Annotated in this window: 21 protein-coding genes; 13 read left to right on the forward strand and 8 right to left on the reverse strand. The window is 73.4% G+C overall.

Going from position 1 to position 26510, the window contains the following annotated elements; all coding sequences use genetic code 11:
* Positions 1 to 24: 24 nt before the first annotated feature.
* Positions 25 to 1620: an MDR family MFS transporter gene (locus SERN_RS12980; protein ID WP_135850590.1), complete on the reverse strand. Its 1596-nt coding sequence runs from the start codon at positions 1618 to 1620 to the stop codon at positions 25 to 27.
* Entirely contained in the window at positions 1613 to 2260 is a 648-nt protein-coding gene (locus tag SERN_RS15595) for a TetR/AcrR family transcriptional regulator (RefSeq protein WP_233251692.1), read from the reverse strand. Before SERN_RS15595 ends, SERN_RS12980 begins: the two co-directional genes overlap by 8 nt.
* 90 nt (positions 2261 to 2350) lie before the next feature.
* Between SERN_RS15595 and SERN_RS12990 the strand changes: the two genes are divergently transcribed.
* Both SERN_RS12990 and SERN_RS12995 read left to right on the forward strand, forming a co-directional pair.
* Positions 2351 to 2752 (forward strand): hypothetical protein, encoded by a 402-nt coding sequence (locus tag SERN_RS12990; protein WP_135850591.1) that lies wholly within the window; start codon positions 2351 to 2353, stop codon positions 2750 to 2752.
* On the forward strand, positions 2749 to 3393 hold the full coding sequence (locus SERN_RS12995; RefSeq protein ID WP_135850592.1) for a hypothetical protein: 645 nt from the start codon (positions 2749 to 2751) through the stop codon (positions 3391 to 3393). Before SERN_RS12990 ends, SERN_RS12995 begins: the two co-directional genes overlap by 4 nt.
* A 16-nt stretch (positions 3394 to 3409) precedes the next feature.
* Here SERN_RS12995 and SERN_RS13000 read toward each other — a convergent pair whose 3' ends face one another.
* Together SERN_RS13000 and mnmA are read right to left on the reverse strand one after the other, a co-directional pair.
* Positions 3410 to 4477, reverse strand: coding sequence for a uroporphyrinogen decarboxylase/cobalamine-independent methonine synthase family protein (locus tag SERN_RS13000; protein WP_135850593.1), 1068 nt, complete (start codon positions 4475 to 4477; stop codon positions 3410 to 3412).
* On the reverse strand, positions 4474 to 5655 hold the full coding sequence (gene mnmA, locus SERN_RS13005; protein WP_135850594.1) for a tRNA 2-thiouridine(34) synthase MnmA: 1182 nt from the start codon (positions 5653 to 5655) through the stop codon (positions 4474 to 4476). The genes SERN_RS13000 and mnmA overlap by 4 nt, the downstream gene beginning before the upstream one ends.
* A gap of 91 nt (positions 5656 to 5746) precedes the next feature.
* On the opposite strand from mnmA, the gene SERN_RS13010 reads away from it, so the two are divergent.
* Positions 5747 to 7048, forward strand: a complete 1302-nt coding sequence (locus tag SERN_RS13010; RefSeq protein ID WP_135850595.1) for a DUF4921 family protein — start codon at positions 5747 to 5749, stop codon at positions 7046 to 7048.
* 59 nt (positions 7049 to 7107) lie between these two features.
* Positions 7108 to 8151 carry an NAD-dependent epimerase/dehydratase family protein gene (locus SERN_RS13015; protein WP_135850596.1) on the forward strand — a complete coding sequence of 348 codons (1044 nt, stop codon included), beginning with the start codon at positions 7108 to 7110 and terminating at the stop codon, positions 8149 to 8151.
* A gap of 43 nt (positions 8152 to 8194) precedes the next feature.
* Here the strand turns inward: SERN_RS13015 and SERN_RS13020 are convergent, their stop codons facing one another.
* Genes SERN_RS13020 through SERN_RS13035 form a run of 4 tightly spaced genes read right to left on the reverse strand, consistent with a single transcriptional unit; the run spans position 8195 to position 11528 of the window.
* Entirely contained in the window at positions 8195 to 9373 is a 1179-nt protein-coding gene (locus tag SERN_RS13020) for a cysteine desulfurase family protein (protein WP_332888470.1), read from the reverse strand.
* Positions 9370 to 9804, reverse strand: coding sequence for an alternative ribosome rescue aminoacyl-tRNA hydrolase ArfB (arfB, locus tag SERN_RS13025; RefSeq protein ID WP_233251717.1), 435 nt, complete (start codon positions 9802 to 9804; stop codon positions 9370 to 9372). Before arfB ends, SERN_RS13020 begins: the two co-directional genes overlap by 4 nt.
* A gap of 21 nt (positions 9805 to 9825) precedes the next feature.
* Positions 9826 to 10692 (reverse strand): electron transfer flavoprotein subunit alpha/FixB family protein, encoded by an 867-nt coding sequence (locus SERN_RS13030; protein WP_135850599.1) that lies wholly within the window; start codon positions 10690 to 10692, stop codon positions 9826 to 9828.
* A complete protein-coding gene (locus SERN_RS13035) occupies positions 10689 to 11528 on the reverse strand; it encodes an electron transfer flavoprotein subunit beta/FixA family protein (protein ID WP_135850600.1) in 840 nt (279 codons plus the stop codon). The genes SERN_RS13030 and SERN_RS13035 overlap by 4 nt, the downstream gene beginning before the upstream one ends.
* Before the next feature lie 56 nt (positions 11529 to 11584).
* Between SERN_RS13035 and glgX the strand changes: the two genes are divergently transcribed.
* From glgX to glgB, 9 genes are all read left to right on the forward strand, one after another.
* Entirely contained in the window at positions 11585 to 13912 is a 2328-nt protein-coding gene (gene glgX / locus SERN_RS13040; protein ID WP_135850601.1) for a glycogen debranching protein GlgX, read from the forward strand.
* A gap of 4 nt (positions 13913 to 13916) precedes the next feature.
* Positions 13917 to 15020, forward strand: a complete 1104-nt coding sequence (locus tag SERN_RS13045; protein ID WP_135850602.1) for a hypothetical protein — start codon at positions 13917 to 13919, stop codon at positions 15018 to 15020.
* Between the two features lie 65 nt (positions 15021 to 15085).
* On the forward strand, positions 15086 to 16234 hold the full coding sequence (locus SERN_RS13050; protein WP_158292660.1) for a 3-oxoacyl-[acyl-carrier-protein] synthase III C-terminal domain-containing protein: 1149 nt from the start codon (positions 15086 to 15088) through the stop codon (positions 16232 to 16234).
* Entirely contained in the window at positions 16231 to 16941 is a 711-nt protein-coding gene (locus tag SERN_RS13055) for an iron-containing redox enzyme family protein (protein ID WP_135850604.1), read from the forward strand. The genes SERN_RS13050 and SERN_RS13055 overlap by 4 nt, the downstream gene beginning before the upstream one ends.
* Positions 16942 to 16951: 10 nt before the next feature.
* Positions 16952 to 17791, forward strand: a complete 840-nt coding sequence (locus tag SERN_RS13060) for a DUF6999 family protein (RefSeq protein WP_233251693.1) — start codon at positions 16952 to 16954, stop codon at positions 17789 to 17791.
* Between the two features lie 70 nt (positions 17792 to 17861).
* Positions 17862 to 18824 (forward strand): hypothetical protein, encoded by a 963-nt coding sequence (locus SERN_RS13065; protein ID WP_135850605.1) that lies wholly within the window; start codon positions 17862 to 17864, stop codon positions 18822 to 18824.
* A gap of 165 nt (positions 18825 to 18989) precedes the next feature.
* Positions 18990 to 21026 (forward strand): maltotransferase domain-containing protein, encoded by a 2037-nt coding sequence (locus SERN_RS13070; protein ID WP_135850606.1) that lies wholly within the window; start codon positions 18990 to 18992, stop codon positions 21024 to 21026.
* Positions 21023 to 22726, forward strand: coding sequence for a maltose alpha-D-glucosyltransferase (gene treS / locus SERN_RS13075; protein WP_233251694.1), 1704 nt, complete (start codon positions 21023 to 21025; stop codon positions 22724 to 22726). The genes SERN_RS13070 and treS overlap by 4 nt, the downstream gene beginning before the upstream one ends.
* Entirely contained in the window at positions 22719 to 26441 is a 3723-nt protein-coding gene (gene glgB / locus SERN_RS13080) for a 1,4-alpha-glucan branching protein GlgB (RefSeq protein WP_233251695.1), read from the forward strand. Before treS ends, glgB begins: the two co-directional genes overlap by 8 nt.
* Positions 26442 to 26510: the final 69 nt, after the last annotated feature.

Raw genomic sequence — 26510 nt, forward strand, 5'->3', positions numbered from 1 at the left:
CCGGGCGCGCCTGTGAGTGGACTGTCAGTGGCCCGCGACGGCCTCGCCGCGCGCGACCATCCCCGCCTCGTTCGAGAGCTTGACCTCCTTGAGGAACAGCGCGAACACGAAGCCGACCAGCACGAGCGGGATCAGGTACCAGAAGCTCGGCGCGAGCGCGTTGGTGTACGCGTCCACGACCTGGGCGCGCACGTCGTCGGGCAGGGCGGCGACGACCGACGGCGTCAGCCCGGCCTCGCTGCCGCCGCCCTCACCGATCCCGGTCGGGAAAGCGCCTGAGAGGTTCTCGGTCAGGCGCGAGGTGAAGATCGTGGCGAACAGCGCGGTGCCGACGGCGGCGCCGATCTCGCGGAAGAAGTTGTTGGAGCTGGTGGCGACGCCGATCTCGCTCGGGTCGACCGAGTTCTGCGTGGCGAGCACGATCGTCTGCATCACCAGACCCATGCCGGCGCCCATCACGAAGATCATCGTGCCGAACAGCACCATCGACATGTCGCCGGTGATGCGCGTCAGCCAGATCATGCCGAGCGCCGTCGTCGCGAGCCCGACCACGGGGAAGATCTTGTAGCGGCCGGTGCGCGTGATCGCGATGCCGGACCCGATCGCCGTCGCCATCACACCGACCATCATCGGCAGCAGCAGGAAGCCGGACTCCGTCACCCCGGCGCCGGTGGACATCTGCAGGAACGTCGGCAGGAACGCGAGCGCCGAGAACATCCCCATGCCGAGCACGAACCCGATGATCGTCGCGATGGTGAAGGTCGAGTTGCGGAACAGGCGCAGCGGGATCAGCGGATCGGGCACGCGCGTCTCGACCACCACGAAGGCGACGACGGCGGCGACCGTGGCGAGGGCCAGGGCGATCAGGCGTCCGTCGCCCCAGTCGTAACCGACCTCGGCCCCGACGATCGACTCCCAGCTGGTCAGCAGGACGATGCCCGACGTCGCGAGCACGATGAGGCCGCCACCCGCGTAGTCGAACGGCTTCGGGTTGCGCCGGCTCGGGAGCTTGAGCGCGATCCACGCCACGACGATCGCGGCGATGCCGATCGGGATGTTGATCCAGAACGCCCAGCGCCACCCCGGACCCTCGGTGAACCAGCCGCCGAGCAGCGGACCGATGACGGCCGAGACGCCGAACAGCGCACCCATCGGTCCCATGTACTTCCCGCGCTCCCGCGCCGGGACGATGTCGGCGATGATCGCCTGCGACAGGATCATCAGACCGCCGCCCCCGAGGCCCTGCACGCCGCGCCACGCGACGAGCTCGCCGAACGAGCCGGCGAAGCCGGCACCGGCCGAGCCCAGCGTGAACAGCGCGATGGCGACGATGAACGGCCAGCGGCGCCCGACGACGTCGCCCACCTTTCCGTACAGGGGCATCACGATGGCGATGGCCAGGATGTAGGCGGTGATGACCCAGCCCTGGTGCTGGACGCCGTCGAGCTCGCCGACGATCGTCGGCATCGCGGTCCCGACGATCGACTGGTCGAGCGAGGACAGGAACATCGAGGCCATCAGGGCCCCGAAGATCACCCAGACGGTCTTCTGGGTCAGGACGATCGGCGCCCGATCCGGGGAGGCCCCGGGTGAGGTGACGGTCTGGACGCTCTCAGACATGACGTGCTCCCTGCTTCGTGGTGCCGGTGCTGGTGGGGGTGGTGGGGGTCGCCAGCAGCCGGAGCTGGGCGACGACGTGGGTGAGGTGGTCGGTGGGATGACCGCGGCGGTCGTCCTCGATCCAGGCGATGGCCGCGGCGCGGAACAGGCTCATCAGCACGGTGGCCGCGACGCGGGCGTCGGTGCCGGAGGGGTGCTGCGCCTCGCGCTCGAGGATCAGGTCCTGCAGCTCGACGCGCTGGTTCTCGATCCAGAAGACGTGGCGCTCGAGCAGGCGCGGCTCGCGCTGCACCAGCGCCATCAGCGCGTCCAGCTCCTCCGAGGTGATCCGCGGGTCGTCGGCGACGGCGCGGAGCACCTCGGTCGCGTCCAGGAGCAGGTCACCGGTCGGTCCCCCTCCGACGAACGTCTCGCGCACGTGCGCCGTCACCCGGAGGTCGTCCAGCGCATGGCCGAGGACGGCGTCCTCCTTGGTGGCGAAGTAGTTGAAGAACGTGCGCGGGGAGACGCCGACGGCGGCGCAGATCTCCTCGACGGTCACGGCGTCCAGCCCGCGCTCGAGCACCTGGGCGCGCGTGCGCGCGACCAGCGCATCCCGGCGTTCGGTCTTCTTGCGCTCGCGCAGGCCCGTCTCCGTCATGGAGTAATTGTTGCAGTCGCTGCATAGTTGCAGCCAGTGCATATCCGGTGACATCGGTCACCGGCACGGGTGCGCCGCTAGTCTCGGGACATGACCAGCCCAGGGACGTACGGACCGGGCACGAGCGCCGTCACCGCCGTCAGCACCATGACGGATCCGCTGCACCACACCCGCACCCCCGGTGCGGGGCTGCGGCCCCTGACCGCGCTGATCGCCACGCTCACGCTCGTCGGCGCGTTCGTGGCCGTGGGCTGGCGCTGGTCGCAGGACGGTGCGGCGGCCTGGGAGCTGCTGTCGGCGTGCCCCGCGGCGGACGTCGCGTGTCCCGTGCAGCCCACGGTCCGGCAGGCGCTGCTGGACCCGCTGCTGCTCGGCGCGGGGATGGTCGCCCTGTCCGTGGGCGCCCTCGTCGACGCCCGACGGCGACCGGTCACCGGTCTGCTGCTCGCCGTCGGCGCCGTGGCGCTCGGCGCCCTGGCGGTGGGGTCGTGAGCGGCCAGCACCCCTACCGGCAGCAGCCGGGTCAGGGGCAGCAGCCGTACCGTCAGCAGCCGGGGCCGCAGCGGCCGCAGCAGCGGCCGGGCCAGAATCCGCAGCAGCAGCCCGGTCCCTACCGGCAGCAGCAGCCCGGTCCCTACCGGCAGCAGCCACCGTCGTCACCCCGACCCGCGCAGCCCTACCGCGGGCAGCCCGACCGCGTGCAGCCCAACCCCGCGCAGCCCACCCCGGTGCAGCCCATCCCCGCCCCGCAGCACCAGAGCACCTACGGCGTCGCACCACCCCTGGTGCAGAACGTGTCGCTGGGCGGCAGCACCGACCGTCGGGAGCCCTTCGGAGCGCTCGTGGCGCTCGGGGTCTTCCTGCTCGCGCTGAGCGTCGTCGTCCCGTTCCTGCTCTTCCTGCTGACGGCGAACGGTCCCTCCGGCTTCGAGGCCGACCCGGTGTGGACCCTCGCCGTCCCCGCCGCGACCGCGGTGCTGACGTTCGGGTTCGCGGCCCGCGCCGTCGCCAACGGCGGCACCCGGCGTCGACCGCTGCGGGCGCTCGTGCACCTCGTGCTCGGCTGCGCCGTGCTGGTGCTGGCGGTCTCGTCGACCGTCGACGCCACGGGCATCCAGTTCGTCAGCTACTGAGCCCGTCGACCGGCGGTCAGGCCAGCTGCTCGGCCATCGCCAGCGCCGCCTCGGCGGTGTCGCGCAGCGTCAGCCCCGCCGCCTCCGGTGACAACGTGCCGAGCCCCGGCCGCGCGGTCAGCGTGAGCGACAGGTCCGTCGTGGCGAGGCCGAGGGATCGCCACCGGTCGAGCACCCCGCGCGCGGCGGCGCCGGCGTCGGGCCGGACCTCGGCGCTCCGGTGCGGGACCGACGCCGCCCACACCCGGCCGCCGTCCTCGACGGTCTGGGCGAGCGCCTCCCAGCCCGGCCGGTCCAGCGCCGTGACGTCGAGCGCGAGGGCGTGCGGTCGCGCCGACGCGGCGGCGGTGATCGCACCCGCGTCGGGCGGCACGACCACGACGCACCGGTGCGGCGCCCACGCCGCCACCAGCAGCCCGAGCTGCGCCGTGACGCGCTCGACCTCGGGCGGCCGCAGCCGCCCCGAGCCCACGAAGGTGCGCACCCGACCGGTCAGCACGTCCGCCAGGAGCGGCTCGTGGAGCAGCACGGTGCCGACCCCGGCCTCGGCAGCCGCGTCCTGCTGCCGATCGCCCTGCTTCAGCGCCGTCGCCGCGGCGCGCGTGCCGCTCACGGCGGCGGCGATCGCCTCCAGGTGGCGCGCCACGCCGACCCCGAGGGACTCACCGATGTCGGAGGTCGCCTCGGCGTCGTCGATCACGCGCTCCCCCACCGGCAGCCAGAGCGACGCCGCGAGCGAGAACGGTCCCAGCACGGGCGCCGCGACCGGGCCCTCGTAGCCGGCCCCCGCGAGCGCGAACGACTCGACGTCGTCGGCCAGCACGCGCCCCGCCCGCACGAGCTCGGCCGACGGAGCGCCGGACAGCCGCCAGCCGTGCGGTTCGAGCGACGCGGGCAACGCCTCGAGCATGGACAGCGTGCGGCCGATCGGCGCGGCCCACGGACCGCGCGCGGGGAGCACCGCGAGGTGCGGCAGACCGGCGATGCCCGCCGGCGCCTCCGCCAGCGTGCCGAGGATCGTCTGGTGCGCGGCGAACGGGTCCTCGCCCGGCCAGGCGCCGAGCCCGGAGATCGTGAGCGTCATGCGGTCGCGCCGGAGCTGGACCCGAGGGCGGCAGCAACGGCGGCGGTCCCGCGCGTCCGCTCCGCCGCCCGCCGCCCGGTCAGGGCCACGGTCGCCTGCCCGAGCACGCGGTCGCCGTCGTAGACCACGATGCTCTGCCCGGGCGCCAAGCCGCGGAGCGGGGCGTGCAGCCGGACGAGCAGGTCGTCGCCGTCGCGGCGCACGGAGGCCGCCTGCGGCTCGCCGTGCGCCCGCACCTGGACCGTGACCTCGAGGTCACGGTCACCGTCGTCGGCCCCCTCGCCGTCGACCGCCGTCCCGGGAGCGAGCCAGACGACGTCGCCGCCGACGACGTCGCTCACCGAGAGCAGCTCGTCCGCCCCGACGATCACGCGGTTGGCGGACGTGTCGACCTCGAGCACGTAGCGCGGACGGCCGTCGGCCGCCGGGCGGGGCAGGTGGAGCCCCCTGCGCTGGCCGACCGTGAACGCGTAGGCGCCGTCGTGCGTGCCGACGACGTCGCCGCCCTCGTCCACGATCTCGCCCGGCTGCGACCCGAGGTGGGAGCGCAGGAAGCCCTGGGTGTCGCCGTCGGCCACGAAGCAGATGTCGTAGGAGTCGGGCTTCGCGCTGACGCTGAGCCCGCGCGCGGCGGCCTCGGCCCGCACCTGGTCCTTGCTGGTGACGTCGCCGAGCGGGAACAGCGAGCGCGCGAGCCGATCGCGACCCATCACCGCCAGCACGTAGGACTGGTCCTTGAGCGGGTCGTGGCTGCGGTGCAGCGACGGCGTGCCACCGGCGTCGTGGGTGATGCGCGCGTAGTGCCCCGTGGCCACGGCGTCGAACCCGAGCGCGAGACCGCGGTCCAGCAGCGCGGCGAACTTGATGTGCTCGTTGCAGCGCACGCACGGGTTGGGCGTGCGCCCGGCGGCGTACTCGGAGACGAAGTCGGCCACGACGGTCTCGGTGAACTCCTCCGAGAGGTCCCACACGTAGTACGGGATGCCGAGCACGTCGGCGGCGCGGCGGGCGTCGGAGGCGTCCTCGAGCGAGCAGCAGCCGCGACTGCCGTTGCGGTGCTGGGCGCGGCTGCGCGAGAGGGCCATGTGCACGCCGACGACGTCGTGGCCGGCGTCGACGGCGCGCGCGGCGGCGACCGCGGAGTCGACTCCCCCGGACAGGGCGGCAAGAACACGCATGGGAGCCAGTCTACGAATCGTTGTGACCTTGTGACCGGTCCGGACGCCCTCCGGGCGGGAGGCACCCCCGGGGCGCTGGAATCCTGGAGGCATGGCTCATCCCCTCGTCCGGCTGGCCGACGGCACCGTGGTGCAGGTCGGTCCGCTCACCGGCACCCAGGTCTGGACGATCCCGGGGCGGTCGCACCGGCCGCTGCCCGTCCAGGTGAGCGACGCCGTCGCCGTCGCCCCGGAGGACCACGGCCGGCTGTGTGCGTTCTGCCAGGACCGCTACCTGGAGACGACGCCGGAGAAGGCTCGCCTGGTGCGCCGGGGCGAGGAGGTGCTCGTCTCGGAGCGGCGCTCGGCGCAGCGCCTGTTCGACGACGTCGCCGACGTCCGCCGGTTCGCGAACCTGTTCGAGATCGTCCCGGCGTCCTCGTGGCGCACGAACCACGGCTTCGTGGCCTCGGCCGACGTCGCCGCCTGGGCGCGCGACTACCTCGCCGACCCGATCGGTCGCGATCACGTGCTGTCCCTGGCGCACGCGCGCGAGAGCGCGGGCGGGGTGCTGGCACCGGCCGCGCGCGACGAGGTGGCCCTGGTGCAGGTGACGGAGGACTTCATGTCCGGATCGCACGACGTCGTCGTCGCACGCCGCCACCTGCGCGAGGACGCGGTGACGACGGCCGACCTCGCCTCCGCCGGGACGCTCACGCCGACCGAGCACGCTGACCTCATCGACTTCACGGTCGAGGCGCTGCGCGACGTCTACGCGCGCCAGCCCGCCGCGCGCTACGTCTCGGTGTTCCAGAACTGGCTGCGGGCCGCCGGCGCCACGTTCGACCACCTCCACAAGCAGCTCGTCGGCATCGACGCCTACGGCCCCCAGACGCAGCGCGAGATCGCGATGCTGCGCCAGGACCCGCACCTGTACTCCCGCGCCGTCATCGATCTGGCCCGCGGCGAGCAGCTCGTCGTGGCGGCGAACGACGGCGCCGTCGCGGTGGCCGGGGTCGGGCACCGCCACCCGAGCATCGAGATCTACTCCACGGCGCCGGTCCAGCTGCCGTGGGAGCACGACGCCGGCCAGCGCCGCGCGGTCTCCGACCTGCTGCACGCCGTGCACGCCGCCACCGGCGCGCAGGTGGCGACCAACGAGGAGTGGCACCACCGACCGCCGGACGTCGTGGAGCCGATGCCGTGGCGCATCGTGCTGAAGTGGCGGCTCCAGGTGCCCGCCGGGTTCGAGGGCGGCACGAAGATCTACATCAACACCATCGACCCGTGGGCGCTGCGGCAGCGCGTGGTCGACGAGCTGCTCGCGCTGCGCGAGCGCGGCGCGATCGCGCCGGTGCGGATCGGCGCGGAGTGCTCGCGCGAGGACAGCCGGTTGCGCTACGCCGATGCCTGAGGCCGTCCCACCGCTGGTCCCGCACGCCCCCGACCCCCCGTTCGTGACAGGCTAGGACCATGCGCATCGTCCTCGTCGGAGCCACCGGCAACACCGGCACCGCCCTGCTCCGCGCGGTCGCCGACCGCGGCAGCGTCACCCACGTCGACGCGGTCTCGCGCCGCGGCCCCGGGCGGCTCCCGGCGTCCGACGGCGTCGCCCAGGTCGCGCACCACGCGCTCGACGCCGCCGCCCCCGCCGGATCGCCCGACGCCGAGCGGCTGGCCGAGCTCGCCGCCGGTGCCGACGCCGTCGTCCACCTCGCGTGGTCCGACGAGCGGCGCGCCTCGCGCGCGACGGCCGCCAACGTCGCACTGGCCCGCGGCGTGATGCGGGCCGCGCGCGGCGCCGCGCAGCTCGTCGTCGGCTCGTGCGCCACCGTCTACTCGGCCTCCTACTCCGACGACCCGCGCGACGAGGACTGGCCGAGGGACGGCGTCGCCGGCGTGTCCGTCTCGCAGGACAAGGTCGGGCTCGAGCGGCTCGCCGACGAGTTCGAGCGCCGCTCCCCCGGTGTCGTCCTGACCCGCCTGCGCCCTGGCGTCGTGCTCCAGGAGTCGGCGGGCGCCGAGCTCGTGCGCCGCCACCTCGGACCGCTCGTGCCACGATCCGGGCTCGGCCACGACGTCCCGTTCCTGCTCTGGCCGGAGGGCCTGCGGCTCCAGGTCAGCCACGCCGACGACGTCGCCGCGGCCTACCTCTCGGCCGTCGAGCGACGCGCCCCCGGTGCCTACAACCTCGCCTCGCGCGAGGTGCTGCACGGCGAGGAGGTCGCCTCTGCGATCGGCGCCGCCCGGGTGGTCACCGTCCCCGAGGCGATCGCTCGCGCCGGGCACGAGGCCGCGTGGTGGACCAGGCTCGTGCGCGCGCGCCCCGACTGGCTGACGGCGCTGCAAGCCGTCCCGGTGCTCGACGTCGCGCGCGCCGAGAAGCTGCTCGGCGTCGTGCCGCAGTGGTCGGCGCGCGACGTGCTGGAGACCGCGGCCCGGGGCATCGCCCACCGCCGCGAGGGGTGGACGCCGGCGCTCTCCCGTCGGCGCGCCCCGGGTCCCGACCACCTCTGACGCCGGAGCGTCCCTGCGGGCGGCGCCGCGGTCCCGCCGCGCGTCAGCGCCGGATGCCCGCCACGGCGCGCGCCCGCTCGACCGCCTCCGGCAGCACCGCCAGCACCCGCTCGACGTCGGCCGCGGTGCTCGTCCGCCCCAGTGTCAGCCGGAGCACACCGCGCGCGGCGCGCTCGTCGTCGCCCGCCGCGAGCAGGACGTGCGAGGGCTGCGTGACACCCGCGACGCACGCCGCCCCGGCTGACGCCGCCACCCCGGCGCTGTCCAGCGCGAACAGCAGCGCGTCGACGTCGACCCCCTCGATCGACAGGTGCACGTGACCGGGGAGCCTGGCCTCCCCGGCCGGACCGTTCAGGCGCGCCCCGGACACGCGGGCGAGCGCGCCGCCCGCGAGCGTGTCCCGCAGACCGGTGAGCCGCACGCGCTCGGACTCGAGTGTCGCCACCGCGTGCTCGACGGCCACGGCGAGCGCGGCCGCGAGCGCCACCGGGACCGTGCCCGAGCGCACACCCCGCTCCTGCCCGCTCCCCAGCACGATCGGGGAGAGCGGCAGCGTCCGCTGCACGAGCAGGGCGCCGATTCCCGCGGGGGCACCGAGCTTGTGACCCGAGAGGCTGAGCGCGTCGAGCCCGCTGCCGGCGAAGTCGACCGGGACGTGGCCGACGGCCTGCACGGCGTCGGAGTGCACGGCGACCGCGTGGCCCCCGTACCGCCGCACCAGGGCGACCACCTCGTCGATCGGCTGGATCGCACCCGTCTCGTTGTTGGCCCACATCACGCTGACCACGCTGGTGCGGCCGGCGTTCTCGGCGAGCTCGACCTCGAGCGCGCCCAGGTCCAGCACACCGGACCGGTCGACGCCGATCAGCGCGGTGCTCGCGCCGTCGTCGGCCAGGGCGTGCACCGCCTCGAGCACGGCGTGGTGCTCGACGGCGGACGCCACCGCCCGGTTCCGGCCGGGGTCGGCGCGGTGCGCGGCGCGGTGGCTTCCCACCACGGCGAGGGTGTTCGCCTCGCACCCGTTGCCCGTCAGGACCACCTCGGCGCTCTCGGCCCCCAGCGCGTGGGCGATCCGCTCGCGCGACGTCTCCAGGCTGGCCCGCGCGCGGCGGCCGTCCGCGTGCAGCGACGAGGGGTTGCCCAGGACCGCCGCCTCCCGGACGAACGCCTCGAGCGCGGCCGGCAGCACCGGCGTCGTCGCGGCGTGGTCGAGGTAGGTCACCAGTCGCCACCCCCGCCTCGTCCGGACCCGCCCTGCCGCCCCTTCTTGACGGCGCCCCGCTGCTTCTTGGCCGTGAGACGGCGCTCCTTCGAGCCGCGGGTCGCCCTCGTCGCCCGACGGCGCGGACCGGGCGGCGCCGCCGCGGCCTCGACCAGCGCCGACATCCGCAGGTGCGCCGATCGCCGGTTCGCGAGCTGGTTGCGGTGCTCGCTGGCCGTGACGACGAGGACGCCGTCCACGAGCCGGGCGGCCAGCCGCTCCAGCAGCCGCTCGCGCAGCACCGGGGTCAGCGACGGCGAACCCGCGACGTCGAACAGCAGCTCCACGCGGCTGTCAGCCGTGTTGACCCCCTGACCACCCGGGCCCGAGGACCGCGAGAACCGCTCGGTCAGCTCCCCGCCCGGGACGATCACGGACGCGGTCACCCGCAGGTTCTCGGCCACGGCGCGGGCTCAGCGCGCCCGGCGGGCGGCGATCTCGTCGGCGGCCTGCAGCAGCACGTCGGCCGCGCTCCCGACGACGGCGAAGTCGGCGATCTCCATGATCGGCGCGTCGGCGTCGATGTTGATCGCCACGATGACCTCGGACGCCTGCATGCCGAGCCGGTGGTGCGGCGCGCCGGAGATGCCCGCGCCGATGTACAGCCGCGGCGAGATGATCGTGCCGGTCTGGCCGACCATCGTCTCGTGGCCGATCCAGCCGTCCTCGACGATGTCGCGCGTGGCCCCGACGGCGCCGCCGAGCGCGTCCGCGAGCGCCTGGACGGGGGTGAGGTCGCCCTCGAGCCCGCGACCGCCCGCGACCACGACGGTGGCGTCGGCGAGGGCCGGTCGGCCGTCGCCCGCGTGCTCGGTGCGGCTCAGGACCTCGACGTCGCGCCCGACGACGTCGGCCTCGGGCAGCGGCACCAGCGTCAGCTCGACCTCGTCGGCGGGCGGCGGCTTGGCCAGGACGACGGCGGGTCCGACGACGGCGCACGAGACGTCCCACGTGCCGCCCAGCTCGCGCTTGTGACCGACGAGGCGGTCGCCCTCGCGCTCGAGGGCGTGCGCGTCGACGACGAGGCCGGCGCCACGCGCGTGCGCGACGAGCGCGGCGAGCTCCTTGGCCCGGTGGGAGGAGGCCAGGACGAGGGTGTCGGAACCGGCGGCGTCGAGGTGGGCCACCAGCGCGGCGGCCTGCCGGGCGGAGGTCCACGCGGCCTCGAGGGTGACGACGGCGACGTCGCCGGCCCGGGCCGCGAGCGCCACCAGCGCCGAGGTCTTGGCCCTGTCGATGCCGTCGATGCCGCCGACGACGGCCACGGTGATCGTGCTCATGCGGACACCTCCACGAGGCCGCGCGCGACGAGGAAGTCGACCAGCTCGGTGCCGGCGCTGCCCGTGTCGGTGACGACCTGCACGGGGGGCCGCGGCGGCCGGGGGCGGGCGTCGGCGATCGTGGCGCGCGCGCCGGCCACGCCGACGTCGTCGGTCGCGAGACCGAGGTCGGCCACGGTCAGCGTGCGCAGCGTGGCCTTGCGGGCGGCGAGCATCGTGGCGAAGCTCGGCACGCGCAGCGCGGCGATCGTGTCGGTGACGCTGACGACGGCGGGCAGCGACGTGCGCAGCTCCTCGCTGCCGTGGTCGGTGGCGCGGGTGATCGTGGCGTGGGCACCGCCCGCGCTGGCGAGGGTCCCGTCGCCCGCGTCGATCGCGACCGTCGCGGAGTAGGAGGCGATCGGCCAGCCGAGCTCGGCCGCCACCAGCGCGGGGACCACGGAACCGAGGCCGTCGAGCGCGGACATCCCCGCGACGACGAGCGCGACCGGATCCTGCGGATCCTCGCGCTCGAGCAGGCGGATCGCGGCGGCGAGCACGCGCGCCGTGCCGACGACGTCGGAGCCCGCGAGCGCGTCGTCGCACACGTGGATCCCGAGGGCGGCACCGACCTGGAGGGCCTTGCGCGCAGCGGCCGAGGCCTGCTCCGGCCCCATCGTGATCGCGACGAGGCTCGCGCCGAGCGCGTCCGCCGAGCGCAGCGCCGTCTCGAGGCCGCCCTCGTCCAGCTCGTTCAGGACGGCCGTGGTCGGCGTCCGCTCCAGCCGACCGTCGGAGGAGAGGCTCCGGTCGGAGGAGATGTCGGGAACCTGCTTCACGAGAACGACGACGCGCATCCCCCTAGCCTGCCACCCTGCACGCCCGGGTCGGCTGCGTGCGTCAGACTTCGGTCATGGAGAGCACCGCCACCGACGAGACACCCCTGGCCGACCGGGAGACAGCGACGACGGCGACGGCGACCGCTGCGACGGCCGGACCCGCCGCCCCGGCGGCGCAGGGCGCCGCGAGCCTCGCCCGACCGGGCACGCACGTCGTGGGTGACGGGATCGACGTCGTCGTGTCGGCGTCGCAGGCCTCGGCCGTGGACCTCGTGCTGCTGGGCGGGGACGGGACGGAGGTCGACGGCGAACGCCGGGTCGGCCTGCTGCGCGCCCGGCACGGCCTGTGGCACGCGCACGTCCCCGGCGTCGTGCCGGGCGACCGCTACGGGTTGCGCGTGCACGGCGAGTGGAACCCGGCCGCCGGCCAGTTCCACAACCCTGCCAAGCTGCTGCTCGACCCCTATGCGCGCGGCGTCGAGGGCGAGGTCGCCTACGTGCCGGAGATCTTCGGCCACCACGTCGACGACGCCCGCGCGACCCACGGCGGTCTCGAGGTCCGCGACGACCGCGACAGCGCCCCGTTCGTGCCGCACGGCGTCGTGCTCCCGCCGACCGATCCGGCCGAGAGCGCCGAACGGCTGCGACGCCGTCCCCGCGTGCCGTGGCAGCGCACCGTCGTCTACGAGGCGCACGTGCGCGGCTACACGCTGCTGCACCCCGACCTGCCCGAGGAGCTGCGCGGCACCTACGCCGGGCTGGCGCACCCCGCCGTCGTGGAGCACCTGGTGGCGCTCGGCGTCACGACACTCGAGCTGCTGCCGATCCAGTCCTTCGCGACCGAGCACGCCATCGCGGCCCGCGACCTGCCCAACTACTGGGGCTACTCCACGCTCGGCTACCTCGCGCCCGAGCCGAGCTACGCCACGGCCGCCGCGCGCGAGGCGGGGGCGGGCGCCGTCGTCGCCGAGGTCAGGGCCATGGTCGACGCGCTGCACGCGGCCGGGATCGAGGTCGTGCTCGACGTCGTCTACAACCACACGTGCGAGGGCGGCACGGACGGACCGGTGCTGAGCCTGCGGGGCCTGGACAACACCGGGTACTACCTGCACGACGGCGGCTCCCCCGCCCGCTACGCCGACGTCACCGGCACGGGCAACTCGCTGGACTTCCGTCGTCAGCGCGTGGTGCAGCTGACCCTGGACTCGTTGCGCTACTGGGCGGGCGAGATCGGCGTGGACGGCTTCCGGTTCGACCTCGCCGTCACGCTCGGGCGGCGCGCCGGGGAGTTCGACCCCGACCACCCGTTCCTGGTCGCGCTCGCGAGCGATCCGGTGCTGGCCGACGTCAAGCTCATCGCCGAGCCGTGGGACGTCGGCCCCTCGGGGTGGCGCACGGGGCAGTTCGCGCCGCCGATGCACGAGTGGAACGACCGCTTCCGCGACAGCCTGCGCCGGTTCTGGCTCGCCGACGCCCGCGCGCTCGCGCAGGGCGGCCACGGCACGCCGCACGACATGCGCGACCTGGCCACGCGTCTGTCCGGCTCCGCCGACATGTTCCACCGCCGGGACCGCGGCCCGACGGCGAGCATCAACTACGTCACGGCCCACGACGGGTTCACCCTGGCCGATCTCGTGGCCTACGACCACAAGCACAACGAGGCCAACCTCGAGGGCAACCGGGACGGCAGCGACAACAACCTGTCCTGGAACCACGGGGTCGAGGGGCGGATCGAGCCCGGCAGCCCGGGGTCGGAGGTGCGGCCGGTGCGCCGTCGCTCCATCCGCAACGTGCTGGGCACGCTCCTGGCCGCCTCGGGGACGCCGATGATCACGGCCGGCGACGAGTTCGGTCGCACGCAGCGCGGCAACAACAACGCCTACTGCCAGGACTCCGCGATCTCGTGGGTCGACTGGGACCTGGAGCCGTGGCAGCAGGAGCTGCTCGCGACCACGCGGTACCTGATCGAGCTGCGCCGCGAGCACCCCGTGCTCCGCCCGGCCAGGTTCGCGTACGGCCGCCCCCGGTCCAACGACCCCCTGACGGACCTGGCGTGGTTCAGCGAGGACGGCGGCGGCGTCGAGGGGGACGCGTGGCACGACCCCCACCGCCGGGTGCTGCAGATGCGGCGCGCGGCGGGCGCGGCCGTGGATCCGCGCTCGCTCGACGGCGTGGCGACCGACGGCGGACGCGACCTGCTCGTCGTCGTCAACGGCGCGCTGAACGACGTCGAGGTGGCGCTCGCCCCTTCCCGCACCGACGGCTGGTCGCTGGTCTGGGACTCCTCGTGGGACCACCCCGACGAGATCGCGGAGGCCGAGACGGCGGGGGTCGTGGACCTCGACGCCGGCACCGTCGTCGAGGTCGACGCCCTCAGCGTGCGGTACTACCTCTCGCGGTGAACCGATGAGCGAGCCGACCTCCGTCACCCACCTGAACCGCAAGCAGTGCGAGCGGTTCTTCCGGCGTCAGGGGCTGCCCCTGCTCGTGGACTCCCACAGCGTGGGGCGCGACGTCTTCGGACGGTCGGCGTCGTTCCTCGTCGTCGTCGTGCTCATGGAGACCGTCACGCTCGTGGACCGCCAGTGGGACTGGTGGGAGAACCTGCTCGCCGTGGTCGGCGGACTCGCGGCGGTGCTCGGGCTGTACGCGCTCCTGAACGTGGTCCGACGCCGCCACCCGCTGACCGCCCCGCAGTCGATCGGGTGGCCCGAGCTGGCGTTCTTCGTGCTCGCGCCGCCCGTGGTCGCCCTGGTGCTGGCGGCGGGGTGGCGCGTCGCCCTCGCCCTGGCGGTCGGCAACCTGGTGCTCCTGGCGGCCGTGCGCGTGCTGGTCGGCCTCGGTCTGCTGTCGACGCTCGGCTGGGGCCTCTCGCGCCTGGCCGACGAGCTCGGGTCCTCGCTCCGCCGCCTCGTCCGGCTGCTGCCGCTCGTGCTGATCTTCTCGATCGTGCTGTTCTTCAACACCGAGGTCTGGCAGGTGTTCGACCGGATCTCCGGTCAGGCGGACATCGCGCTCGCCCTCGTGTTCCTGGCCCTGATCGTCGCGCTGACGGCCGTCGGCGCGCGCCGCGAGGCCGATGCCGTCATCGCGGACGCCGCACCCCACGCCTCCGCCGCCGCGACGACGTTCACCGTTCCGCAGCGGCGCAACCTCGTGGCGATGGTGGCCGCGTCCCAGCTGCTCCAGGTGCTCGTAGTGAGCCTCGCGACCGGGGCGTTCTTCGTGCTGGTCGGGGTCCTCACCATCACGCCGGAGGTCAGGGAGGCGTGGTCGATCACGGGCGGCACCTGGCTGCGGCGCGACATCCCGTTCCTGGGCACCACGCTCATGATCGACCAGACCCTCGTGCGCGTCGCCGTCGCGCTCGCGACGTTCAACGGGCTCTACTACGCGATCAACGTCCAGGTCGACGCCGTCTACCGCACCGAGCTGATCGAGGACGTCACGGCCCAGCTGCACGACGTGGTGCGCGTCCGCGAGCACTACCTCACGCTGCTGCGACCCTGATCTCGCGAGGGCTTCGCGCTCCCGTCCTCGCGCGCGCTCGCGCGATCTGTGACTGAATGTTCAGCATGGCGGCGACGGCGTACCTGACCGGACTGGGCAGCTACCTGCCCGGAGAACCCGTCGAGAACGACCAGGTCGCGAGCCGGCTCGGGGGGGTGGACCGCCGCACCGAGGCGATCCGGCGCCGCATCCAGCGCGCCAACGGCATCCGCCTGCGCCACTACGCGATGGACTCGGACGGCCGCACCACCGAGCTCAACGAGGAGCTCGCCGTGAAGGCGCTGACCGCGGCCCTCGCCGACCGCGGGATCGGCGCCGAGCAGCTGGGCATGCTGGCGTGCGCGACCACCCAGGGCGACCTCCTCGTCCCCGGCTTCGCCTCGATGGTGCACGGCCGTCTCGGCGGCGGACCGATGCAGGTCCTGACGGCGACCGGCGTCTGCGCGTCCAGCATCGCGGCGCTCGACGCCGCCGTGGCCAAGGTGCGGCTCGGCGACCACGCCCGCGCCGCCGTCGTGGGATCGGAGCTGTCCAGCCGCTGGCTGCACCAGCGACGCTTCACCGGGGTGGCGGACCACCTCGACGCGCACTTCCTGCGCTGGATGCTGTCCGACGGTGCGGGCGCAGCGATCGTCGAGATGCAGCCGCGGCCCGACCGCCCCTCGCTGCGGGTCGACTGGGTCCGGCAGGTCTCGCTCGCCCATGAGCACGACGTCTGCATGCGCGCGGGACTCGCCGGCTCCGAGCTCGTGGCGGGGCAGACGTGGCAGGACTACGACGACGTCGCCACCGCCGAGCGCGAGGGCCTGCTCCAGATCCGGCAGGAGACGTCCGTGCTCGGCGCGCTCGCCGAGGCCGGGCTGCGGCAGTTCGAGGACCTCGTCGACCTCGGCCTGATCGACCTGCGCCGGCTCGACCACGTCATCTGCCACTACAGCACGAACGCGTTCCGCGACGTCGTGTTCGACGCGCTGCGCACCCGCGTCCCGGGTCTCGACGAGGACCGCTGGTTCTCCAACCTCGAGACCCGCGGGAACACGGGGGCGGCGTCGATCTTCGTCGCCCTCGAGGAGGCGTGGCGCACCGGCCGGCTGCAGCCGGGCCAGACCGTCCTGCTCGCCGTGCCCGAGTCCGGCAGGTTCTCGTTCGGATTCGCCCACCTGACCGTCGTCGCCCCCCGCACGCCCCGCCGATCGCCAAGGAGCCACGGATGACCGCCACGACCAGCACGAGCCTGAGCGGGTACGCCCCGCCGGCGCGCGACACCCGCCCCCTGCCGGAGCGCCTGGACGAGGTGTGGGCGGACCTCGAGCGGCGCCTCGCGGACGTCCCGATCCTGCGAGCGCTCGCCGCGGGGGACGTCACGCTGGAGGACTACCACCGGCTGCTGCACAACCTCCGCCAGCAGGTGGTGGACGGGTCGCTGTGGATCGCGCGCGCCGCGTCGAACTTCGACGTCGAGCACTTCGACCTCCGGTCCGCGGCGATGGCGCACGCGCAGGAGGAGCACCGCGACCACCTGCTGCTGCAGCGCGACTACCTCGCGATCGGCGGATCCCTGCAGGAGCTGCGCGCCGGCCGGAAGAACATCGGTTCGCAGGCGCTGTCGGGCTACATGTTCTCGATCGCGAGCGGGCCCAACCCCGTGGCCGCGCTCGGGGCGATGTTCGTCATCGAGGGCCTCGGTGCTCAGAAGGCCGGCGAGTGGGGCCGCAGGTTCGCCGACGTGCTCGGGCTGGCCGACAGCCAGGTCCACTTCATGATCTACCACGCCGAGGCGGACGTGGAGCACACCGGGACCATGGAGGGATTCCTGACCTCCGACCGGCTCGACGCCGACGCGCAGGACGCGATCGTGTCCTGCGCCAGGGTCGTGGCGCGGCTCTACGTCATGCAGCTCACCGAGCTCGACGAGATCTGAGGGCGACGCCGTGCCTCCCGAGTTCGTCAGGTCCGACCCGAGCATGTGGGAGGCGATCCACGCCGACCCCTCGATCCCGCTCGCCAAGCCCGTCGTCCGGATGATCATCGACGACCAGCGCCGCATCTCCCGCCGCTGGCTCTACCCCTACGCCCGGTTCTTCTCGCGCATCCTGGTCACGGCGCTGTCGCTGATCAAGCGGATCGCCCCGGGCCGCTGGATGTCGCTGACCACCATGGACCGCCTGTGCCTGTGGTTCCTGCGCCGGTTCGTGGCGCCGGACGCCGTCGAGCTCCTCATCCGACACTTCGTGGTCGAGACGAACCTCGTCAACTTCATCATCCGCAACACCGCCACGACGATGGAGCCCGTCACGCTGCGGCCGACGACGCTCGCCGGGCTCGGCGAGAACGCCGTCGTCGAGCACGACATCAACGTCTACGACGTGCTGATCTCGCTGGAGAAGGTGCGCGTGGACGCGCCCGACCAGATCGACTTCAGCCAGCTCGACGTCCCGACGCTCGATCCCGAGCGCCGGCAGCGCCGGATCATGCGCCTCGACATCCAGACGGCGCTCTGCTTCATGAACGTCCCGTTCTGCATCGCCCTGAGCCTGGAGGAGTTCCGCCGGGCGATCCACTCGCTGCGGTTCGACGACTCCTTCCTCGAGATCCTCGCGGTGATCACCGAGGACGAGACGTTCAAGCACTGGAAGATGGGCGGGCTGAGCCTCTGGATGGACACCAACGTCGACGTCCCGCACCTCGTCTACCGGCACGCGCTGGTGTGCGAGTACGCGCACGCGCACCTGGCCTCGATCGCGCGCCGGAACGGCGTCGACCCGGGCTGAGGGCGCGCGTCGTCCACAGGGGCAGAGAGGGGTCTTGCCCGGCGACGTCGTCGCTCGGCACCGTGGTCGCGTGGCCGCCACCCTCACCCCGGACCAGCGAGCCGTGCTGAACGCCCTCACCGCGGAGCAGTGCGGCGTCGTCTCGCGCTCGCAGCTCCTGGCTGCCGGGCTCCCCGGCGAGTTCGGGAGCAACCGTGTCGCCGCTCGTCGCTGGCGAGCCGTCCTCGACGGCGTCTACCTCACCCACACCGGCACGATCGGGTTCCGGGAGCGTTGCTGGGCCGCGCTCCTCCACTGCGGGCCGGGGTCCGCGCTCGCGCGGGGGACAGCCGCGCACCTGCACGGGATCGAGCGTTCGCCGTCGACGACCATCGCCGTCGTCGTTCCGCACGGCCGACGCATCGTCGCGCCCCCCTGGATCGCGGTCGTGCGCCAGCGCCGACCGATCGCCTGGGGCGGCCAGCCCGCGCGCACCACGGCCGAGGTCACGGCGCTGGACCTGTGCGACCTCACCGACGACGTCGACCGCGTCGTCGGTCTCGTCACGGCGACGGCCCGGCTGCAGCGCGGCACCGCGCACCTCCGGCGCGAGCTGGCCCGCCGGCGCGGTGTCCGCCACCGCGGGGTTCTGCGCGACCTCCTGGCGGAGCACGGTCTGGAGTCCGTGCTCGAGAACCGGTTCCTGCGCGACGTCGTGGGGGCGCACGGTCTGCCTCGTCCCGTGCTGCAGCGCGCCGACACCGTCGAGGGGCGCTCGATCCGGAGCGACGCCGTCGTGGAGGAGTACGGCGTACGGGTCGAGCTGGACGGGCGGATCCACGAGACGAGGACGGACGAGGACGTGTGGCGCGACGACTGGGTGGCCGTCGACTCCGGACACCTGACCCTGCGCCTGCGCTGGCGGCACGTGCTCGGTCGCCCGTGCCGCAGCGCCGCCCTGGTCGCGCGGGCCCTGCGACGTGGCGGGTGGACGGGGAACATCGGACCCTGCGGCCCGGACTGCCGGGCCGTCGACGCGGCCCCGTCACGCTGATGACTGCTCGTGGGGAGGTTCTGCGTGCTCCGAGCACGCAGAACCTCCCCACGACGGCGCACACGGGCGTTCTGCGCTGCCGGGCCGAGGCGCCGGCGGCGGCGCCGACCGCGCGCCGACGTCAGGATGGGTGACCGCAGGGACCCGCGCGACTAGGTTCGTGCTGTGACCTCGACGAACCCGACGACTCCGAAGCCCACACCCCACACCCCCATCGGACGCATCCCCGTGGTGGACGTCGCCCCGACGGCCGAGAACGGCAGATGGCCCACCAAGGCCGTGGTCGGGGAGGTGGTCCCGATCCGCGCGACCGTGTTCCGCGAGGGGCACGACGCCGTCGCCGCCACGATCGTCCTGACCCGCCCCGACGGGTCCGTCGCCTCCACCGCCCGCATGGCCTGCACCAACCCCGGCCTCGACCTGTGGGTCGGCAGCGTCGTCCCCGACGCCGAGGGTGACTGGACCTTCCACGTCGAGGGCTGGTCGGACCCGTGGGGCACGTGGACGCACGACGCCGACATCAAGGTCCCGGCCGGGATCGACGTCGAGCTCATGCTCACCGAGGGCGCCCTCCTGCTGGACCGCGCCGCCGCCGCCGGCGCCGGCACCACCGCTGCGGGCCCCCGCGTCCTGGCCGACGCCGCCGCCGCGCTGCGCGACCTCACCTCCCCCGCGCTCGCGCGGCTCGCCGTCGCCCGCAGCCGCGAGGTCACCGACACGCTGGCCGCGGCCCCGCTGCGCGACCTCGTCACCTCCGGCGCCGCCTACCCGCTCCGCGTCCACCGCGCCCGCGCCCTGGCCGGCGCCTGGTACGAGCTGTTCCCGCGCTCCGAGGGCGCGTGGCAGGACCCGGACACGGGCGAGTGGCGCTCCGGCACCTTCGCGACGGCGAGCGAGCGCCTGCCCGCGATCGCCGAGATGGGCTTCGACGTCGTCTACCTGACGCCGATCCACCCCATCGGCAGCACGAACCGCAAGGGGCCGAACAACACCCTGGTCACGACGCCGGGCGACCCCGGTTCGCCGTACGGCATCGGCGCCGCCGAGGGCGGCCACGACGCCATCCACCCCGACCTCGGCACGTTCGAGGACTTCGACGCCTTCGTGGCCACCGCCCGCGGGCTCGACCTCGAGATCGCGCTCGACATCGCGCTCCAGGCCTCCCCCGACCACCCGTGGGTCACCGAGCACCCGGAGTGGTTCACCACGCGCGCCGACGGCACGATCGCCTACGCCGAGAACCCGCCCAAGAAGTACCAGGACATCTACCCCCTGAACTTCGACAACGACCCCGAGGGCATCTACGTCGCCATCCGCGACATGCTGCTGCTCTGGATCGAGCACGGTGTGACGGCGTTCCGCGTGGACAACCCGCACACCAAGCCGCTGGACTTCTGGGAGCGGATCCTGCAGGAGATCCACGCCGCCCACCCCGACGTCATCTTCCTGTCCGAGGCGTTCACGCGCCCGGCGATGATGCGCACGCTGGCGGCCGTCGGGTTCCACCAGTCCTACACCTACTTCACGTGGCGCAACACGAAGGAGGAGGTCGAGGAGTACCTCGCGGAGGTCTCCGGCGACTCGGGCGCGCTCATGCGACCCTCGTTCTGGCCGACCACGCACGACATCCTCACGCCGTACATGCAGCAGGGCGGGACCGCGGCGTTCGCGATCCGCGCGGCGCTCGCGGCGCTCTCCAGCCCCACGTACGGCATCTACGCCGGCTACGAGCTCGTCGAGAACGTCCCGCGCCCCGGCGCGCAGGAGCAGATCGACAACGAGAAGTACCAGTACGTCAACCGCGACTGGGAGCAGGCCGACCGCCTCGGCATCGCGCGTCTGCTCGGCGTCCTCAACGACGTCCGCCGTCGGCACCCGGCGCTGCAGCAGCTGCGCAACCTCACGCTCCACCAGACCTCGGACTCCTCGATCGTCGCGTTCTCCAAGCACCTGAGCGCGCAGGACTCCCCCACCGGAGAGGCGGACACGGTTCTCGTGATCATCTCGCTCGACCCCTTCACCACCCGCGAGGGTGTCGTCACGCTCGACCTCGAGGCACTGGGCCTCGCGGGCGCCGACGCCGGAACCGGCTTCACCGTGCACGACGAGATCACGGGGGCCGAGTGGGAGTGGGGCAGGGAGAACTACGTCAGGCTCGACCCGCGCGGCGCCGTCGCCCACGCCCTGGTGGTGCACGCGTGAGCGCCGACGTGTCGCCCGTCTCCCTCGTGGACGCCCGCAGCGACGACAACGAGTGGTACCGCACCGCGGTCTTCTACGAGGTCGTGCTGCGCGCCTTCGACGACTCCGACGGCTCGGGGTCGGGTGACATCAAGGGCCTGATCCGCCGTCTGGACTACCTGCAGTGGCTGGGTGTGGACTGCCTCTGGCTCCCGCCGTTCTTCCCGTCCCCGCTGCGCGACGGCGGCTACGACGTCGCCGACTACACCTCGGTCGCCGGTCAGTACGGCACGATCGAGGACTTCGAGCTCCTGGTGAAGGAGATCCACGCGCGCGGCATGCGCATCGTGATCGACCTCGTCATGAACCACACGAGCGACGCGCACCCGTGGTTCCAGGCCTCGCGCAACGACCCGCAGGGTCCGTTCGGCGACTTCTACGTGTGGAGCGACGACAACACCGCCTACTCCGACGCGCGCATCATCTTCATCGACACCGAGACGTCGAACTGGACGTTCGACCCGGTGCGCAAGCAGTACTTCTGGCACCGCTTCTTCTCCCACCAGCCCGACCTGAACTTCGAGAACCAGGCCGTGCAGGACGCGATGTTCGACTCGGTGCGGTTCTGGCTGCGCACCGGCGTGGACGGCTTCCGCCTCGACGCGGTGCCCTACCTGTTCGAGGAGGAGGGCACCGACTGCGAGAACCTCCCGCGCACGCACGAGTTCCTGGCCGATCTGCGCGCGATGGTCGACGCCGAGGCCCCCGGCACGCTGCTGCTCGCCGAGGCCAACCAGTGGCCGCAGGACGTGGTGGCCTACTACGGCACGGCCGAGCGGCCCGAGTGCCACATGTGCTTCCACTTCCCCGTCATGCCGCGCATCTACTACGCGCTGCGCGACCAGCGGGCGACCAACATCCGCGAGATCCTCGCCGAGACGCCGGACATCCCGGTCGGTGCGCAGTGGGGCACCTTCCTGCGGAACCACGACGAGCTGACGCTCGAGATGGTCTCCACCAACGAGCGCGCGGCGATGTACGGCTGGTACGCCGAGGACCCGCGGATGCGCGCGAACGTCGGCATCCGCCGTCGCCTCGCCCCGCTGCTCAACAACAGCCGCGCGGAGATCGAGCTCGCGCACTCGCTGCTGATGTCGCTCCCGGGCAGCCCGTGCCTGTACTACGGCGACGAGATCGGGATGGGCGACAACATCTGGCTCCCGGACCGTGACGGCGTGCGCACGCCGATGCAGTGGACGCCGGACCGCAACGCGGGCTTCTCCCCCGCCGACCCCGGCAAGCTGTACCTGCCGCTCGTGCAGTCGCTCGTCTACCACTACAACTCTGTCAACGTGGAGGCCAACCAGGCGCAGCCGACCTCCCTGCTGCACTGGGTGCGCGGCCTGCTGGCCGTGCGCCGTCAGCACCCCGTCTTCGGCCGAGGCGAGTTCATCCCGCTGCCGTGCGACGAGGAGTCGGTGCTCGCCTTCCTGCGCCGCGACCCCGGACCCGGTGGCGAGACCGTCCTGTGCGTGGCGAACCTCGCCAACACCCCACGCACCGCGACCATCCGCATCCCCGACACGGCCAACGCCGTGCTGGTGGACCTGTTCGGGGGATCGACGTTCCCGCCCGTGGTCCCGACGCCGGAGGGTGGCGGCGCCGTCATGCTCACGTTCGGTTCGCGCGACTTCTTCTGGCTGGAGGTCACCCGTGGCTGAGGTCCACCGCACCACCATGGAACCGAGCCGCATCGAGCTCCTCACGGCCTGGATGCCGCAGCAGCGCTGGTACGCCGCGAAGGGCAGCACGCCGTCGCTACGCATCGTCGGCGGCTACCGGCTCGACGACCCCGCCGGCGAGGTGGGCGTGCACGTCGCGATCGTCGCCGACGACTCCGGTCCCGCGCCCGTCGTCTACCAGGTGCCGCTCACCTATCGCGGCGCCGAGGCGCCCGAGCTGGCGCACGCGCTGGTCGGCACGACCGAGCACGGCGTCCTGGGCACGCGCTGGGTCTACGACGGCGCGCACGACCCCGTGTTCGCGGCGACGTTCCTGGACCTGCTGACGAGCCGCGCGCACGCGCAGTCGCCGTCCCTCAGCGACACGCCGGAGCCCCGCGTGGCCGGGCACACGCCGGGCGACGCGTCGCACCTGCGCCTGTCCTCGCACGCGGTCCTGTCGGGTGAGCAGTCCAACACCTCGCTCATCTGCTCGCTCGTCTCCGACCCGACCGGCACCGTCATGCCGCCGGTGATGGTCAAGCTGTTCCGGGTGCTGGCGGCCGGGGACAACCCCGACGTCGTGGTCGCCGGGACGCTCAGCGGAGCGGGCTCGCCCTACGTCCCGGCCGTGTTCGGCCACGTCAGCGGCGTGTGGACCGATCCCTCGGTCGCCCCCGATGACTCCGACGACGGCGACGCGCCCGTCCTCGCGGGACACCTCGCCTTCGCACAGGAGTTCCTGCCGGGGGTCGAGGACGCGTGGCGCGTCGCGTCCCGCGCCGCCGCGGCGGGTGAGGACTTCACGGGTGCCGCGCGCGAGCTCGGCGTCGCGACGGCCGGCATCCACCGCGGACTGGCCGAGAGCCTGGGCACCCTGCCCACCGGCGAGCTCGAGCAGGAGCGCCTGGTCGCCGGCATCCGTGCGCGCGCGAGCGCCGCCGTCGCCGAGGTCCCTGCCCTGGCGACCCACCGCGACGCCGTCGACGCAGCGCTGACCGAGCTGGCCGAGCTGCGCACCTGGCCCCCGCTGCAGCGCGTCCACGGCGACTACCACCTGGGTCAGGTGCTGCACGCGGGCGACCGCTGGCTCGCCATCGACTTCGAGGGCGAGCCGCTGCGCCCGCTCGCCGAGCGCACGCTGCCCGACCTCGCGCTGCGCGACGTCGCGGGCATGCTGCGCTCGTTCGACTACGCCGGCGGCAGCGCCGAGCAGGCCGGCGGCGACTCCGCCCGTGCCTGGGTCGCCGCGGCCCGCGAGGCGTTCCTCGGGGGCTACTCGGGCGCCGCGGGGATCGACGTCGAGGAGACGCACGGTCCCCTGCTGCGGGCGCTCGAGCTCGACAAGGCGCTGTACGAGGCCGTCTACGAGCACCGCAACCGACCCGACTGGCTGGGCATCCCCCTGGCCGCGCTGAGGCGGCTGCTCGCTCCGGCCGAGGAGAGCGCACGGCACCACGGGTCCGAGGACGATCTCGGATCCGCTCCCCACCCGATCGACGGAGCTGACATGCCTGTGTCCGAGTCCCGCCCGCCCCAGCCGCAGCCCGTGGACCACGCGATCCTCGGGGCGATCGGCCGCGGTGAGCACCCCCTGCCGCACGACGTCCTCGGCGCGCACGTGCTCGACGGCGTCGTCACGTTCCGCACGCGCCGACCGCTCGCCGAGTCGGTCACCTACCGCGTGCTGCAGGCCGACGGGGACGTCGTCGACGTGCCCGCCGAGCACGAGCTCGACGGCACCTGGGTGGCGGCGGTCGCGTCGGAGACGGTGCCGGACTACCGGATCGAGGTCGTCTACGACGGCGCCGCGTCCGTCGTCGACGACCCCTACCGGTTCCTGCCCACGCTGGGCGACGTCGACCGGCACCTGCTGGCCGAGGGTCGGCACGAGCGCCTCTGGGAGGTGCTCGGCGCCCACGTCCGCACCTTCCCGAGCGCGCTCGGTGAGGTCCGTGGCGCGTCGTTCGCGGTGTGGGCCCCGAACGCGAGCGCGGTGCGCGTGATCGGAGACTTCAACGGCTGGGACGGCCCGTCCGGGTCGATGCGCTCGCTCGGCTCCACGGGCGTGTGGGAGATCTTCGTGCCCGACGCCGGCGAGGGTTCGCGCTACAAGTACGAGATCCGCTACGCCGACGGCTCGTGGCACCAGAAGGCCGACCCGATGGCGCGCGCGACGGAGGTTCCGCCGTCGACCGCCTCGGTCGTGGCGCACGACTCCTACGACTGGGAGGACGGCGCCTGGATGACCGCGCGCGCCGCCTCCGACCCGCACTCCGGCCCGATGTCCATCTACGAGCTGCACCTGGGCTCGTGGAAGAAGGACCTCACCTACGTCGACGCCGCCGACCAGCTGGTGGAGTACCTGACCTGGCTGAACTTCACGCACGTCGAGCTGATGCCGCTGGCCGAGCACCCGTTCGGTGGCTCGTGGGGCTACCAGGTGACGTCCTACTACGCGCCGACGTCGCGCTTCGGCAGCCCCGACGAGCTGCGCTACCTCATCGACCGCCTCCACCAGGCCGGCATCGGCGTGCTCCTGGACTGGGTGCCGGCCCACTTCCCCAAGGACTCCTGGGCGCTGGCGAACTTCGACGGCACGCCGCTGTACGAGCACCCCGACCCGCGCCGCGGCGAGCAGAAGGACTGGGGCACGCACGTCTTCAACTTCGGCCGGACCGAGGTGCGCAACTTCCTCGTGGCGAACGCGGCCTACTGGCTGCAGGAGTTCCACGTCGACGGGCTGCGCGTGGACGCCGTCGCCTCCATGCTCTACCTGGACTACTCGCGCGAGGCCGGCGAGTGGCTCCCCAACGTCTACGGCGGCCGGGAGAACCTCGAGGCGATCTCGCTGCTGCAGGAGGCCAACGCGGTCGCCTACCGCGTGGCCCCCGGCTCGGTCATGATCGCCGAGGAGTCGACCTCGTTCCCCGGCGTCACGACGCCGACCAGCGCGGGCGGTCTCGGCTTCGGCCTGAAGTGGAACATGGGGTGGATGAACGACACCCTGCACTACCTCTCCGAGGACCCGATCAACCGCCGCTACCACCACGGCGAGCTCACGTTCTCCCTGGTGTACGCGTTCTCCGAGCAGTTCCTGCTCCCGCTGAGCCACGACGAGGTCGTGCACGGCAAGGGGTCGCTCTACGGCAAGATGCCCGGCGACCACCGCCAGAAGCTCGCCGGCGTGCGCGGTCTGCTGTCCTACCAGTGGTCGCACCCGGGCAAGCAGCTCATCTTCATGGGCCAGGAGTTCGCGCAGAGCGCGGAGTGGAACGAGGAGCGCGGCCTCGACTGGTGGCACATGGACGACGGCGGCCACCGCGGCGTCGCCGAGCTCGTGCGGCGGCTGAACGAGGTCTACCGCGACCACCCGGCGCTGTGGGCGGACGACTTCTCCCCGGCCGGGTACCAGTGGCTCGACGCGAACGACGGCGACCACAACGTGCTCGCCTACCTGCGCACCGACGGTGACGACGTCGTCGTGGTGGTGCAGAGCTTCTCCGGCGAGACGCACGAGGGCTACCGCGTGGGGCTGCCGTTCGGCGGCCGGTGGACCGAGATCCTGAACACGGACGCCGAGCTGTACGGCGGCCACGGGGTCGGGAACCTCGGCGTCGTGGAGGCGGTCGAGGAGCCGTACCACGGCCGCTCGCACTCGGCCACGCTGCGCGTGCCCGCCCTCGGCGCGGTCTGGCTGACGCCGGAGCGCTGACGGTCACGCGGGCGAACGACGAACGCCCCGCCTCCTTCGGGAGGCGGGGCGTTCGTCGTACGGTCCGTC

It is taken from the genome of Serinibacter arcticus (assembly GCF_004786095.1).
In the GTDB taxonomy this organism is placed as follows: Bacteria; Actinomycetota; Actinomycetes; order Actinomycetales; family Beutenbergiaceae; genus Litorihabitans; species Litorihabitans arcticus.